We start from the raw sequence: 13,367 nt of genomic DNA on the forward strand, positions 1-13,367 counted from the left end.
GTGCGTCCGGTCCGGGCGGTGGGTTATAGCCCGGCGTTAGGTCATGAGTGCCAGCGCACAGCCCCGGCTTGCTGGCCGGCAACCCTCGCGTCCGCGGCGGGGTGCCCCGGGTGAGGACCAGGCCCGTCGCGGCATGCGGCGGGCAAGCGCGTGGCCGACGAGGCCCTGGCCGAGATCGAGGGCCCGGCCCTGCTGGTCGTCACCGCGGCCTCCGACGTCACCGGGGAGCTGTGGCCGATCGCCGGGCTCGCCCACATCGCGCACCGGCGCGGCGCGCGGATCGCCGTCGACGCCGCTGGTACCGCACGCCTGCGAGCATCTCGGGATCGGGAGTACCGACGAGCGCATCGATCGGCTGCTGGACGCCCTGCGCCTGTTCGTGATCCTTCGGGCGTGGGAGCATGAAAAGGTGAGCGAGCCACAGGAGATCGTCGTCGGTGTCGGCGCGGGGGCCTCGGCAGTGCCGGGCAAGGAGCTCGCGACCGAGGATATGGTGCTCAACATCGGGCCCCAGCATCCGTCCACGCACGGGGTGCTGCGGCTGCGGCTGACCCTGGACGGGGAGCGCATCGCCACCGCGGAACCGATCATCGGATACATGCACCGGGGCGCGGAGAAGCTGTTCGAGGTGCGCGACTACCGGCAGATCATCGTGCTGGCCAACCGGCACGACTGGCTGTCGGCGTTCGCCAACGAGTTGGGTGTCGTGCTCGCGGTGGAGCGCATGCTGGGCATGGAGGTGCCGGTCCGGGCGGTGTGGGCGCGTACGCTCCTGGCCGAGCTGAACCGGGTGCTCAACCACCTGATGTTCCTGGGGTCGTACCCGCTCGAACTCGGCGCGATCACCCCCGTGTTCTACGCGTTCCGGGAGCGGGAGACCATCCAGGCGGTGATGGAGGAGATCTCCGGCGGGCGCATGCACTACATGTTCAACCGGGTCGGCGGGCTCAAGGAGGACCTGCCGCTCGGCTGGCTGGAGCGCACCGGCCAGGCCGTCGCCGACGTGCGCCGCCGCCTGCCCGACATCGAGAACCTGATCATGGGCAACGAGATCTTCCTCGCCCGCACCACCGGCGTCGGCGCGCTCGACCGCGAGACCATCCTCCAGTACGGCGTGAGCGGCCCGATCGCCCGCGCCTCCGGCGTCGACTTCGACCTGCGGCGGGACGAGCCGTACCTGGCCTACGGGGAGCTGCCGGTCAAGGTGGTCACCCGCTCGGCCGGGGACTGCCACGCCCGCTTCGAGGTGCTGCTGGACCAGCTGAAGGTCTCCCTGGACCTGGCCGACGCCTGCCTGGAACGCCTCCGCGCCCTCCCGCCCGGCCCGATCAACCAGCGCCTGCCGAAGATCCTCAAAGCCCCGGAGGGCCACACGTACGCGTGGACGGAGAGCCCGCTCGGGCTCAACGGCTACTACCTGGTCTCCCGCGGCGAGAAGACGCCGTGGCGGCTCAAACTGCGCAGCGCGTCCTACAACAACATCCAGGTCCTGCGGGAGATGCTCCCCGGCAACCTGGTCTCCGACATGGTCGCCATCCTCGGCTCCATGTTCTTCGTCGTCGGCGACATCGACAAGTGATCTAGTCGTCGTCGCGTTTCGTTTTGTCGGGAACCCGGCAGCTGAACTCCAGGTAGAGCGCGGCGCAGATCAGCAGCACACAGGAGATGAACGAGCCGCCCGCGATGAACGCGTCCTGACGCGGGTCCGGCACGTCGATCATCTCCACCGTGTGGATGATGAAGCCGCCGAAGACCCCGGCGAAGACCGAGCCCGCGTACGCGGTCGCCTTGGCCAGGGCGGCCAGGCGGGCCACCGCCAGCGGTTCGACCGGCTTGGTGCCCTCTCTCCTGGCGATCCTGGCCCGGGTCAGCCAGCCCGTGTAGGCCTCGCCGATGGCCAGCAGGAGCAGGGTGGGGATCGCCGTCCACGGCAGCGCCGGGATGGTGTGGTAGACCGGCTTCAGCATGCCCCAGGTGAGGATGGCGAACACCACCACCAGACCGACGAGGACGCCAGGATTGCTGGGCTTCACGGGGGCGCTCCTAGGCGGGGGGCTGTAGCGAGAGGTCGGCGCGGAGACGTACCCCGCTCTGGTCCAGGCCGGCGAGCAGGGCCACCACCAGGCCGCGCCCGGGCAGCACGGCGGCGCGGTCGGCCTGCGCCCACGGCACCAGCACGAACGCGCGCTCGTGGGCGCGCGGATGCGGCAAAGTCAGCTCCGGGTCGTCGCTGGTCAGGTCGCCGACCATGATCAGGTCCACGTCGAGGGTACGCGGCCCCCAGCGCTCCCTGCGCTCCCGGCCGAAGGCGTCCTCGATGCTCAGCGCGCGCTCCAGGATGGTCCTCGGCTCCGGCATGCCCTCCGCGATCACCACCGCGTTCAGGTACGCCCCCTGCGCGGGACCGCCCACCGGATCCGTCTCGTACACCGGCGAGACCGCCACGAAGGACAGGCCGGGCGCGTCGAACAGCGCGTCCACCGCGCCCTGCAGGTTCTCCATCCGGCGCCCCAGGTTGCTGCCCAGGGCCAGCACGACCCTCACGGCCGGGACCGCCGCACGGTCACCACCACGTCGGCGAACGGCACCGGGATCGGCGCGGCCGGCTTGTGCACGCGGATCTCGGCCGACTCCACCAGGTCATGCCTGAGGCAGGCCTGCGCCAGCCGGTCGGCGAGGGTCTCGATCAGGTTCACCGGCTCGCCGGAGACGATCGCGGCCAGCTCCCCCGCCAGCGCGCCGTAGTCGACCGTCTTGCTCAGGTCGTCACTCGCCGCGGCCGGCGCGGTGTCCAGGAAGAGGGTGGCGTCCACGACGAACTCCTGGCCGAGCTCCCGCTCCGCCGGCAGGCAGCCGTGCCGCCCGCGCGCCCGGACCCCCCGCAGGGCCACGCTATCCATCGGTGTCCTCCTCCTCGTCGTCGGTCTGCAGCACCGGCGAACCGTGGTGGTGCCACAGCCGCCAGCCCGTCGGCGTGCGGACGTAGGTGTTGGTGGCCACCACCCGGCCGGCCGCGAACCCCGTGTCGTCCGAGTCGGCGGCGGTCAGGATGTTCTCCGCGCAGGTCAGCACGGCCACGTCCCCGAGCACCGTGGTGTTCACGTCGGTCAGCACGAACTGGATGTACGGCGTGTTCGCCATGATCAGCGCCCACGACCGGAGCACCTCCGAGCGCCCGCTCAGCAGCGGCCAGCCGGGGTGCACGCACATCGCCACCCGGTTCCCGGCGTCCTCCACCCAGATCTCGGACATACGATCCAGATCGGCGCTCTCAATCGCGGCGTAGAACGCCTGATTGACATCCTCAACGTCCTTCATCTGCGCCCCTCGCCGGTCGCGGATCTCTGGCCGCCCGCCACGCCGCGGCGACCCGCACCGCGTCCGCGTTGGGCCTGACGTCGTGCACCCGGACGCACCAGGCGCCGTCCCGGGCGGCGAGCGCCGTGACCGCCAGGGTCGCGTCGTCGCTCCGGTCGAAGGGTCTCGGTTCACCGTCCCGGCCGGCCAGCAGTCGCCCGAGGAAACGTTTGCGGGACGCCCCGATGATCAGCGGGGGCCCCAGTTCGGTCAGCCGCGCCATCCCGGCCAGCAGCTCCCAGTTGTGCTCGGGATGCTTGGAGAAGCCCAGCCCCGGGTCCAGGATGATCTGCTCTTCCCGTACGCCTTCGGCCAGCACCGAGTCCACCCGCTTGCGCAGCTCCTCGGACACCTCGGTGACCACGTCGGCGTAGATGGCCCGGCTCTCCATGTCCCTGCTGTGCCCGCGCCAGTGCATCACCACGTACGGCACGCCGGCCGCGGCCACCACCCGCGGCATCACCGGATCGGCCAGGCCGCCGCTCACGTCGTTGACCAGCCGGGCCCCCGCCTGCACGGCCATCTCGGCCACCTCGGCCCGCATGGTGTCCACGCTGACGGTGACGCCCTCCTGGCTGAGCGTCCTGATCACCGGTTCGACCCGGCGCAACTCCTCGTCGAGGGAGACCCGGGCCGCGCCCGGCCGGGTGGACTCGCCGCCGACGTCCACGATGTCGGCGCCCTCCGCCACCAGTTCGAGCCCGTGCGCGATCGCCGCGTCCACGTCGAACCAGAGCCCGCCGTCGGAGAAGGAGTCAGGCGTGACATTGACCACGCCCATGACCAGGCACCGCCCACGATCGGGCAGCCCCGGCACGGTACCCGTGGTCATATCTCGCTCCTCACCCGTCGTGCACCCCAAGCCTAGGCGCTCACCCGACACCGCCGGTCCGCGGGTACGGCCTCCGGAAGACCCGCCGCTCCGGTCAGCGCGCGTTGATCAGCGACATCGCCTCGGCGCGCGTTTTGTCGTCATCCCGGAAGATGCCGCGCACGGCCGAAGTGATCGTTTTCGCGCCTGGCTTGCGGACGCCGCGCATGGCCATGCACATGTGCTCGGCCTCCACCACGACGATCGTGCCGCGCGGTTCGAGGACCTCCATCAGCGCGTCCGCGATCTGGGAGGTCATGCGCTCCTGGACCTGGGGGCGGCGGGCGAACACGTCCACCAGCCTGGCCAGCTTGCTCAGGCCGGTCACCTGGCCCTTCCCGTTCGGGATGTAGCCCACGTGGGCTACCCCGTGGAAGGGGACCAGGTGGTGTTCGCAGGTGCTGTAGACCTCGATGTCGCGGACCAGGACCATCTCGTCGTGGCCGGCGTCGAAGATCGTCGTGAGCGCGTCCTGGGGAATCTGGCCCAGGCCCGCGAACTGCTCCGCGTAGGCCCGGGCCACCCGCGCCGGGGTGTCGAGCAGGCCGTCCCGATCGGGATCCTCCCCGATGGCGAGGAGGATCTCCCGGACGGCCCTTTCGATCCGAGCGTGGTCGATCTGCAGAGGCTCAGCCCCCACTATCAGGCCTCGTCCTTCTTAGGGGTCGAGGGCTGGGGCGACATGTTCGCCGCGGGCAGCGCGGCCGTCGAGCCGTTGCTGCCGTTGGCCAGCTCCTTGGGGGTGGTGACCGGAGGACGGTCGGAGGGGAGGCGCTTGCCGTAACCCGCGTACGACGGGCGCTTCTCCTTGGTGACGATGGGGGCGAAGATCTCCAGGACCTGCTCGCGGGAGAGGGTCTCCTTCTCCATCAGCTCCAGGACCAGGTTGTCCAGCACGTCCCGGTACTCGACCAGGATCTCCCAGGCCGTGTCGTGGCCCGCCTCGATCAGGCGGCGGACCTCGTCGTCGATCGTGGAGGCGATCTGCTCGGAGTAGTCGCGCTCGTGGCCCATCTCACGGCCGAGGAAGACCTCGCCGTTGCCGGAGCCGAACTTGCGGGCGCCCAGCTTCTCGCTCATCCCGTACTCGGTGACCATGCGGCGGGCGATGGCGGTGGCCTTCTCGATGTCGTTGGAGGCGCCGGTGGTGGGCTCGTGGAAGACGAGCTCCTCCGCGGTCCTGCCGCCGAGCAGCATGGCCAGCTGGTCGTTCATCTCCGAGCGGGTGGCCAGGAACTTGTCCTCCATCGGCAGCGTCATCGTGTAACCGAGGGCGCGGCCGCGGGACAGGATCGTGATCTTGTGGACCGGGTCGGAGTTGGGCAGCGCGTGCGCCACCAGGGCGTGGCCGCCCTCGTGGTACGCGATGATCTTCTTCTCCTGGTCGGACATGACCCGGGACTTGCGCTCGGGACCGGCCATGACCCGGTCGATGGACTCCTCCAGGATGTCCATCGTGATCAGCTTCTGGTCGTTGCGCGCGGTCAGCAGCGCGGCCTCGTTGATCACGTTGGCCAGGTCGGCGCCCGTGAAGCCGGGGGTGCGCCGGGCGATGACGTCCAGGTCGACGCCCTCGGCGAACGGCTTGCCGCGGCCGTGCACCTTGAGGATGCCCTTGCGGCCCTCCAGGTCCGGGCGGTCCACGGTGACCTGGCGGTCGAAGCGGCCGGGCCGCAGCAGCGCCGGGTCCAGGATGTCGGGCCGGTTGGTCGCGGCGATGAGGATCACGCCGCCCTTGACGTCGAAGCCGTCCATCTCGACCAGCAGCTGGTTCAGCGTCTGCTCGCGCTCGTCGTGACCGCCGCCGAGACCGGCGCCCCGGTGCCGGCCGACCGCGTCGATCTCGTCGATGAAGATGATCGCGGGGGCGTTCGCCTTGGCCTGCTCGAACAGGTCGCGGACCCGGGAGGCGCCGACACCGACGAACATCTCCACGAAGTCGGAACCCGAGATCGAGTAGAACGGCACGCCGGCCTCACCGGCGACGGCCCTGGCGAGCAGCGTCTTACCGGTGCCGGGCGGACCGTACAGCAGGACGCCCTTGGGGATCTTGGCGCCGATGGCCTGGAACTTGGCGGGGGCCTGCAGGAACTCCTTGATCTCCTGGAGCTCCTCGATGGCCTCGTCCGCGCCGGCCACGTCGGCGAAGGTGGTCTTGGGGGTGTCCTTGGTGATCAGCTTGGCCTTGGACTTCCCGAAGTTCATCACCCGGGAGCCGCCGCCCTGCATCTGGTTCATGATGAACAGGAAGATGAGGACGATGATCACGATCGGGAGGAAGCTCACCAGCAGGCTGACGAGGAAGTTCTCCCTCGGCACGTCGACGGTGAAGCCGTCCTTGACGCTGCCCGCCTTCTTCTGCGCGGCGAGCTGGTTGACCAGCTCGACGCCCTGACCCGTCACCCAGGGTGCCTGGATGCGCTTGGTCAGCTTGGCGTCCTTACCTGCCTTGATGTCGTTGACGAGGGTCAGCTCGATGCGCTGCTCCTTGTCGATGACCTTCGCGTTCTGGACGTTGCCGGCCTGGATCTGCTCCATCGCCTGGGACGTGTCCGCCGCCGTGTAGTTGCCGTCACCACTGAACATCGTGGTGACCAGCAACAGGAGCACGACGATGCCCAGGATCCACAGCAGTGGCCCACGTGTAAATCGCTTGAGATCCATCCGATGCGGAACCCTGGCGGGCCCGTCCCTTCCCTGACTAAGGCCTGGCCCCCCTCGTGAGAAGGGGGTTGCGGCATCTTCAGCCGCCTCAACTGACTACCCAGAGGTATCCCTGCGTTATCAGAAGGTACACCGACCTGACCGCACAGGGTCACTGCCCGGCCAGGCCCGGTATTGCCTCCAACGTACGTCAGGGAGGCGCGTGTTCCCCGACCTGGGAGCAAATAACGCGCACTCGGCGGGCTACTTCGCTAAGGGCTTACTCGCCGCCGTAGACATGGGGGGCGAGCGTGCCTATGAACGGCAGGTTCCGGTACCGCTCCGCGTAGTCGAGCCCATACCCGATGACAAACTCGTTGGGGATGTCGAAGCCCACATATTTCACATCGATCGGCACCTTCACCGCGTCTGGTTTGCGGAGGAGCGCGCAGATCTCGGCGGATGCCGGATTACGCGACTGGAGGTTGTTCAGCAACCAGGACAAGGTCAGTCCCGAGTCGATGATGTCCTCCACCACCAGGACGTGCCGGTTGGCGATATCGGTGTCGAGGTCCTTGAGCACCCGTACGACACCGGAGGACTTGGTGCCCGCGCCGTAGGACGAAACGGCCATCCAGTCCATCTGCACGGGAACGTGAAGCGCTCTGGCCAGGTCTGCCATGATCATGACGGCGCCCTTGAGGACGCCGACGATCAGCAGATCCTTCCCGGCGTAGTCCGCGTCGATCTGGCCGGCGAGTTCTTTGATCTTGGCCTGGAGCTCGTCTTCGGAAATGAGGACGTTGGACAGGTCCCTGCCCATGTCGGCTGCATCCACCTGCGGATTCCTTACGAGAGGTTGCTGGCGAATATCAGGGTGCCATACCGCCGAACCGCCCCGACCCCCCCGGGCAGGTCCACCGCGCGCTGGCCGCGCCACTCGGTGACCAGGCGCTCCACCTCCTCGATGTGCACGGCCGCCAGCGCGCTCGCCGGCACCCCCGCCGCCACCGCCGCGCGCTGGATCACCCGCCGCCGGACCGCGCCCGGCAGCCGCGCCAGCACGGCCACGTCCAGCCCGGCGCCCAGCCCGCGCGCCTCCGCGTAGGCCGCGTCCGCCCAGTCGTCCAGCGCGTCCGCGTCGTCCCGGCACAGCCGTGCGGTCCTGGCCAGCGCCTCAGCCACTCCCGGCCCCAGCGTGGCCTCCAGCACCGGCAGGGCCTCGCTCCTGACCCGCGCCCGGGTGAACGCCTGGTCGACGTTGTGCGGGTCCTTCCACGGCTCCAGCCCCAGCGCCGCACACGCCTGCTCCGTCCGCGTACGGCTCACGCCCAGCAACGGCCGCCGATACCTGCCGAACCGCTCCGGCATGCCCGCCAGCGACCGGCTCCCGCTCCCCCGGGACAGCCGCATGAGCACGGTCTCGGCCTGGTCGTTGAGGGTGTGCCCGAGCAGCACGACGGCCGCGCCCAGGCGGGTGGCGGCCTCGTCCAGGGCCCGGTAGCGGACGTCCCTGGCGGCGGCCTCGGGACCGCCGGCGCGGCCCACGGTCACGGTCAGCAGTTCGGCGGGGTCGAGGCCGAGGGCGGGCGCGAGCCGTACCAGGTCGTGAGCGCGTTCGGCCGAGCCGGGCTGGAGGCCGTGGTCGACCGTGAGCAGGCCGGCGCGCAGGCCGAGCCGCGGCGCGGCGAAGCCCAGGCAGGCGGCCAGCGCGAGGGAGTCGGCGCCGCCGCTGCACGCGACCAGCGCGAGCGCGCCGGGCTCAAGGCCGGTCAGCGAAGCCCGGACGGCCCGGCGCACGTCGGCGACGGCAGGATGCGGCCCCATGCCGCCATTCTGGACCCTGCGGCCCCTCGGCTACTCCGGACGATGGGGCTCGTCCCCGTTCGGGGACGCCGAGCCGTTCTGCCCGGGGAGCGCGTTGGAGCCGAGGACGCGGCGCATCCACAGCTGCGGGTCGGCGATCTCCTCGCGGGAGGGCAGCGTGTTCGGGGAGGTCCAGACGCGGTTGAAACCCGCCATCCCGGCCTCGGCGACCACGGACTTCACGAAGACGGAACCCTCCGCATACTGCTTCATCTTGAGTTCGAGGCCGAGCAGGCGGCGGATGATCTGGTCGAACCGGGAGCCGCTGCCGCGGCGGCGCTGGAACTTGGCGCGGATGTCGGCGACCGAGGGGACCACGCCGGGGCCGACCGCGTCCATGACGTAGTCGCCGTGACCCTCGACGAGGGTCATCACGGCGGTGACACGGTCCAGGATGGCCTTCTGCTCGGGCGTCTGGATGGCCTCGATGATGTTGCCCTCGCCGCCCCTGAAGGCGTCGGCGACCGCGTCGGTCACGTCGCGCATGCGGTTGAGCAGGGTGGACAGGTCCAGGTCGGAGATGGTGAGGAACTCCGTCATCTGGGACTGGAGGTACTCACGCAGCCACGGCACGCCGGTGAACTGCACCCGGTGGGTCTCCTCGTGCAGGCAGACCCAGAGCCGGAAGTCGCGCGGATCCACGCCCAGCTCCCGCTCGGCGTGCACGATGTTGGGCGCGACCAGCGTCAACCGGCCGGTCGGGGCGTTGCCGTCGGGGTCCGGCGGCAGGAACAGCTCGTACTGCCCCAGCACCCGGGAGGCCAGGAACGCCAGGACGGCGCCCACCTCCACGCCGGTGATCCGGGACCCGACCGCGCTCACGATGCCGGGCATGTTGCTGCCGACCTTCTCGGTCAGCGGCTCCAGGACGACCTTGAAACCTTCCACGTTGGCCCGGATCCAGCCGGGCCGGTCCACCACGGTGGCCTCCTCCGGCGGCGCCGAGTCGATGCCGGTGAACTCCTTGACGTGGCCTTCCGCCTCGCGGGACAGCCGGCGGAGCTCCGCGACGGCTTGCCTGGCCTCGTCCCGGCTCACCTGCGGTCCCGGGCGGACCAGACGCACCCCGGTGGCGACGGCGAGATCCCAATCGATTACTGCGGGCATTGCTCGCTCACCGCTCCCTTTTCGCTGCGTTCCGCATGTCCCCACCGTATGTCGTGCCGTTACGCCGCGCGCGACACGATCGTGGCGAGCTTGTCAAGCGCCTCGATCGTCCTCGCCGGGTTGGCCACGTCGTTGGCCATGAAGGCGAAGCTGAGCAACCGGCCGTCCCCGGTGTAGACCAGGCCGGTCAACGTGTTCACTCCGTTGAGCGTGCCCGTCTTGGCGCGGACCAACCCGGCTCCGGCCCGCGAGTCGGACTGGTCGTATCTGTCGTGAAGTGTGCCCGTATATCCGGCGACGGGGAGGCCACTCAGCAGGGTGCGCAGCTCGGGGTGCTTCGGCGAAGCGGCGAGGGCGATCAGTTTGGCCAGCGCGGCCGGGGTGATCCGGTTGCTGGTGGACAGGCCGCTGCCGTCGTGCACCTCGACGCCCTGGTCCGCGCCCAGCCTGGCCAGCACCTGGTGTACGGCCTGGGCCTGGCCGGCGAACGTGTGCGGGAGCCTCTCGCTGATCGCGACCTGGCGGGCGAGGGCCTCGGCCAGGTCGTTGTCGCTGAGGGTGAGCATGCGCTCGACCAGCTGGTAGACGGGGGCCGACTCGACGCGGGCGAGTTCCGGGGAGCCGGGCTTGGCCGTACCGGGGCGGATGTTGTCGTTGACCTTGATGCCGGCCTTTTCGAGCAGGGCGGCGAAGGCGGTGGCCGTGGCCAGCGGCGGGTCGGCGGAGCGGGCGTCCATCTCCGGCGAGACCCGGCCCTCGTCGATGGCCAGCGCGGTCACCGGGGCGGCGCTGCCCTCCGGCACGTACGTCGGCTTCCACCCGGGCGCGGTCTTCGGCCCGTCGAACAGGGAGGCGTCATAGCGGAGCGAGACCGACTTGGTCCCCGAGGCCCTGAGCGCCTTCGCGGTCCGCGCCGCCAGCGTGGCGAGCGTCGCCGGACGCGGGTAGATCCGCTTCTTGGGGTCGGCCTTCGGCCCGGCCAGGGTCGGGTCGCCGCCCCCGATGAGGGCGATCGAGGTGCCGCCCGTACGGACGACTCTGGTGGCCAGGCGGGTGTCCGCGCCGACGGAGGCCAGCGCGGCGACCCCGGTCACGACCTTGGTCGTGGAGGCCGGGGTGAGGGCCGTCGACGCGGACGAGTCGAACAGGGTTTCGCCGGTCTCGGTGTCCAGGACGGCGCCGGCCATCTTTCCGCCCACCGCCGGGTCCCCCAGAGCATCGCCGAGCAGGGCGCTCAAAGTACCCTTGGCCGGGAGAGGTCCTTCGTCCGCCGCGCCAACCAGCACGGGGCCCGCGGTGACGATCGGGGTGGGAGTCGGTTCCGGCGCTGCGGTCGGGACCGGCAGTTGTTCGGTGCCGTGTGCGATCAGATAGACGCCCACGGCGATGGCGAACGCCTGCAGCAGGCCGAGGGTGAGCAACACCACCCAGCGCTCGCGTCGCACCACATGACCTCTTCCTGATATACGCCCACCAAATAGGATGCGCTCCCCCTGGACCTCCCATGATGGCCCAGGTCAGGCGTTTCTTATTAAACGAGACACTAATGCCACCTCGGGGCCGCCCGGGGTGCTGAGCGGAGGAACCGCAGTGGAATTCGACGTCCTCGTTGAGATTCCCAAGGGGCAGCGGAACAAGTACGAAGTGGACCACGCGACCGGGCGCATCCGCCTGGACCGCATGCTGTTCACCTCCACCCAATACCCCGCAGACTACGGCTTCATCGAAAACACCCTCGGCGAGGACGGCGACCCCCTCGACGCCCTCGTCCTCCTCCAAGAGCCCACCTTCCCCGGCTGCCTCATCCGCTGCCGCGCCGTCGGCATGTTCCGGATGACCGACGAGAAGGGCGGCGACGACAAGGTCCTCTGCGTGCCCTCCACCGACCCCCGGAGCGAGCACATCCGCGACATCCACCACGTCCCCGAGTTCGACCGGCTGGAGATCCAGCACTTCTTCGAGGTCTACAAGGACCTGGAGCCCGGCAAGTCGGTCGAAGGCGCGAACTGGGTCGGCCGGGTCGAGGCCGAACTGGAGATCGAGCGTTCGATCAAGCGCGCCCAGACCGAACCCGAGCACTGAGCCGGGGCCGGCATGTCAGGCTGGGCGGGTGGCCCCCACCAGGTCGCGGCGCCACATCGAGGCGATGCGGACCACGTCTCCCGTCTGGGGGGCGTGGACCATCTGGCCCCGGCCGATGAAGATGCCGACGTGATGGATCGTTCCCGGATCGTCGGACACCCGGCCGAAGAAGAGCAGGTCGCCCGGGCGTAGCTCGCCGAGCGGCACGTGCGGGCCTGACGTCCACTGGGTGCCCGTCCAGTGGTCGAGGTTGACTCCGGCCTGTTGCCAGGCCCGCATGCTCAGGCCGGAGCAGTCGAAGCCGGCCGGGCCGTCGGCCGCCCAGACATACGGTTTGCCGAGCTGGTCGAGGGCCCACCGGGCGGCCACACCGCCCATGGCCGACGCCGAGACCGCCCCCGGTGCGGCCGCGCCGGGGGCGACCGCCGCGCGTGCCCACTTGGGGGCGGACCCCACCCGGAGGGCGCTCGCCGCCAGGCGTTTGGCCTCGCGTTCCCGCTGGATGCGCTCCACCTTGGAGCGGGCCGCGTCCAGGCGCTCCTCCAGGGTGGCCTGCTCCTTCTTGATGGCCTTGGTCTCTTTGAGCTGCTCTTCGACCGCTTTGGCGGCGGCTTCCTTGAGGCGTTCCGCCTCGTTGGCGGCGGACTGGCGTTCCCGCAGGGCGCTGGCCGCCTGGGCTTGCAGGATGGCGTGGACCTGCTGGGAGTCGTGCAGCTTCTTCATGGTGGCGGACTGCTCGTCGCCGATCTGGCTGAGCAGGCTGGCCCGGCGCAGGAAATCGGCGCCCTCGCCGACGACCGCGACGAACGGGCGGTTGACGTCGAGCGTGCCGTACGTGTCCGCGGCGATCGCGGCCACCTGGCGGCGGGCCACCTCGACCTGGGCTTCCGCGCCCTGGAGGTCGGCGGTGAGTGACTCGTGGCGGGCGGTGGCGTCGCGGAGGCGTACGAGTTCGCCGTTGTAGGCCTCAACGAGGCGTTCGGCGGTGGCGGCGAGATCCTGGAGGCGGGATTCGGCCGTGGCCAGTTTGAGCTGGGTACGGCCGAGGTCGCGTGACCGTTGCTCGACCTGGTCGCGGGCTTCGGCCATCTCGGATTTGTCGTCTTTGTCATGAGTGGATTTGTCGCGAGTGGCTTTGTCGCGAGCAGCTTTGTCGCGATCGGCGGCGACCGGGGACCCGCCGACGGCCACGATGAGAACGCCGATCATGGCGATCAGCATCGACCTGTGCAGTGGCATGAAAGTCCCCTTCCGTCCCTCCACCCCCAGCGTTCCCATCGATCACACCCTGCACACATATTGATCACTCAGAGTAGTCATGGAGGGCGCGATATGCCCTCCAAAGGGCTCTCGGCGGCGTAGAGGCCCCAACAGAACGGGTCTGGCGCTGGTACAGCGCGAACTGGCTGCCTGCGTCAACGGCGCCCGGATAACGGCGAGA

15 protein-coding genes and 1 riboswitch are annotated in these 13,367 nt (G+C 69.9%); of the genes, 3 read left to right on the top strand and 12 right to left on the bottom strand.

All coding sequences use genetic code 11. The features are described from left to right. The first annotated feature begins 39 nt into the window (after window positions 1-39). Window positions 40-155, top strand: a riboswitch (SAM riboswitch). Both Aph01nite_RS42580 and Aph01nite_RS10065 read left to right on the top strand, forming a co-directional pair. After that, a complete protein-coding gene (locus Aph01nite_RS42580) occupies window positions 151-405 on the top strand; it encodes an aminotransferase class V-fold PLP-dependent enzyme (RefSeq protein ID WP_373872283.1) in 255 nt (84 codons plus the stop codon). Its footprint overlaps the riboswitch before it by 5 nt. 4 nt (window positions 406-409) lie before the next feature. Further along, window positions 410-1,579, top strand: coding sequence for an NADH-quinone oxidoreductase subunit D (locus Aph01nite_RS10065; protein WP_239161543.1), 1,170 nt, complete (start codon window positions 410-412; stop codon window positions 1,577-1,579). A gap of 1 nt (window position 1,580) precedes the next feature. Here the strand turns inward: Aph01nite_RS10065 and Aph01nite_RS10070 are convergent, their stop codons facing one another. From Aph01nite_RS10070 to dacB, 11 genes are all read right to left on the bottom strand, one after another. Then, window positions 1,581-2,033: a DUF3180 domain-containing protein gene (locus Aph01nite_RS10070; RefSeq protein WP_204040518.1), complete on the bottom strand. Its 453-nt coding sequence runs from the start codon at window positions 2,031-2,033 to the stop codon at window positions 1,581-1,583. A gap of 10 nt (window positions 2,034-2,043) precedes the next feature. Further along, window positions 2,044-2,544, bottom strand: coding sequence for a 2-amino-4-hydroxy-6-hydroxymethyldihydropteridine diphosphokinase (gene folK, locus Aph01nite_RS10075; protein WP_204040519.1), 501 nt, complete (start codon window positions 2,542-2,544; stop codon window positions 2,044-2,046). After that, complete coding sequence (gene folB / locus Aph01nite_RS10080; protein WP_204040520.1) at window positions 2,541-2,900, bottom strand: dihydroneopterin aldolase; 360 nt, start codon at window positions 2,898-2,900, stop codon at window positions 2,541-2,543. The genes folK and folB overlap by 4 nt, the downstream gene beginning before the upstream one ends. Further along, window positions 2,893-3,318, bottom strand: a complete 426-nt coding sequence (locus Aph01nite_RS10085; protein ID WP_204040521.1) for a nuclear transport factor 2 family protein — start codon at window positions 3,316-3,318, stop codon at window positions 2,893-2,895. The genes folB and Aph01nite_RS10085 overlap by 8 nt, the downstream gene beginning before the upstream one ends. Next, window positions 3,305-4,189, bottom strand: a complete 885-nt coding sequence (folP, locus tag Aph01nite_RS10090; protein ID WP_239161544.1) for a dihydropteroate synthase — start codon at window positions 4,187-4,189, stop codon at window positions 3,305-3,307. The genes Aph01nite_RS10085 and folP overlap by 14 nt, the downstream gene beginning before the upstream one ends. 94 nt (window positions 4,190-4,283) lie before the next feature. Then, window positions 4,284-4,868, bottom strand: coding sequence for a GTP cyclohydrolase I FolE (folE, locus tag Aph01nite_RS10095; protein WP_204040522.1), 585 nt, complete (start codon window positions 4,866-4,868; stop codon window positions 4,284-4,286). Between the two features lie 2 nt (window positions 4,869-4,870). Continuing rightward, window positions 4,871-6,892, bottom strand: a complete 2,022-nt coding sequence (gene ftsH, locus Aph01nite_RS10100) for an ATP-dependent zinc metalloprotease FtsH (RefSeq protein WP_239161545.1) — start codon at window positions 6,890-6,892, stop codon at window positions 4,871-4,873. Window positions 6,893-7,151: 259 nt separating this feature from the next. Further along, complete coding sequence (gene hpt, locus Aph01nite_RS10105; protein ID WP_239161546.1) at window positions 7,152-7,709, bottom strand: hypoxanthine phosphoribosyltransferase; 558 nt, start codon at window positions 7,707-7,709, stop codon at window positions 7,152-7,154. Window positions 7,710-7,720: 11 nt separating this feature from the next. Continuing rightward, window positions 7,721-8,698: a tRNA lysidine(34) synthetase TilS gene (gene tilS / locus Aph01nite_RS10110; RefSeq protein WP_204040523.1), complete on the bottom strand. Its 978-nt coding sequence runs from the start codon at window positions 8,696-8,698 to the stop codon at window positions 7,721-7,723. Between the two features lie 30 nt (window positions 8,699-8,728). After that, window positions 8,729-9,844, bottom strand: coding sequence for an Rv3626c family coenzyme F420 biosynthesis-associated protein (locus Aph01nite_RS10115; protein ID WP_204040524.1), 1,116 nt, complete (start codon window positions 9,842-9,844; stop codon window positions 8,729-8,731). 59 nt (window positions 9,845-9,903) lie between these two features. Beyond that, window positions 9,904-11,289, bottom strand: coding sequence for a D-alanyl-D-alanine carboxypeptidase/D-alanyl-D-alanine endopeptidase (gene dacB, locus Aph01nite_RS10120; RefSeq protein ID WP_239161547.1), 1,386 nt, complete (start codon window positions 11,287-11,289; stop codon window positions 9,904-9,906). Between the two features lie 145 nt (window positions 11,290-11,434). On the opposite strand from dacB, the gene Aph01nite_RS10125 reads away from it, so the two are divergent. Then, window positions 11,435-11,926 (top strand): inorganic diphosphatase, encoded by a 492-nt coding sequence (locus tag Aph01nite_RS10125; protein WP_204040526.1) that lies wholly within the window; start codon window positions 11,435-11,437, stop codon window positions 11,924-11,926. Between the two features lie 15 nt (window positions 11,927-11,941). Here the strand turns inward: Aph01nite_RS10125 and Aph01nite_RS41280 are convergent, their stop codons facing one another. Beyond that, window positions 11,942-13,165 carry a C40 family peptidase gene (locus Aph01nite_RS41280; RefSeq protein WP_239161548.1) on the bottom strand — a complete coding sequence of 408 codons (1,224 nt, stop codon included), beginning with the start codon at window positions 13,163-13,165 and terminating at the stop codon, window positions 11,942-11,944. Between the last annotated feature and the right edge of the window lie 202 nt (window positions 13,166-13,367).

The organism is Acrocarpospora phusangensis (assembly GCF_016862995.1).
GTDB classification, from domain to species: Bacteria; Actinomycetota; Actinomycetes; order Streptosporangiales; family Streptosporangiaceae; genus Acrocarpospora; species Acrocarpospora phusangensis.

Bases quoted from the DNA above. Each gene is read 5' to 3' on its own strand.
- folB (WP_204040520.1), bottom strand. From the start codon at position 2,900: ATGGATAGCGTGGCCCTGCGGGGGGTCCGGGCGCGCGGGCGGCACGGC.
- Aph01nite_RS10085 (WP_204040521.1), bottom strand. From the start codon at position 3,318: ATGAAGGACGTTGAGGATGTCAATCAGGCGTTCTACGCCGCGATTGAG.
- folP (WP_239161544.1), bottom strand. From the start codon at position 4,189: ATGACCACGGGTACCGTGCCGGGGCTGCCCGATCGTGGGCGGTGCCTG.
- ftsH (WP_239161545.1), bottom strand. From the start codon at position 6,892: ATGGATCTCAAGCGATTTACACGTGGGCCACTGCTGTGGATCCTGGGC.
- tilS (WP_204040523.1), bottom strand. From the start codon at position 8,698: ATGGGGCCGCATCCTGCCGTCGCCGACGTGCGCCGGGCCGTCCGGGCT.
- Aph01nite_RS10115 (WP_204040524.1), bottom strand. From the start codon at position 9,844: ATGCCCGCAGTAATCGATTGGGATCTCGCCGTCGCCACCGGGGTGCGT.
- Aph01nite_RS41280 (WP_239161548.1), bottom strand. From the start codon at position 13,165: ATGCCACTGCACAGGTCGATGCTGATCGCCATGATCGGCGTTCTCATC.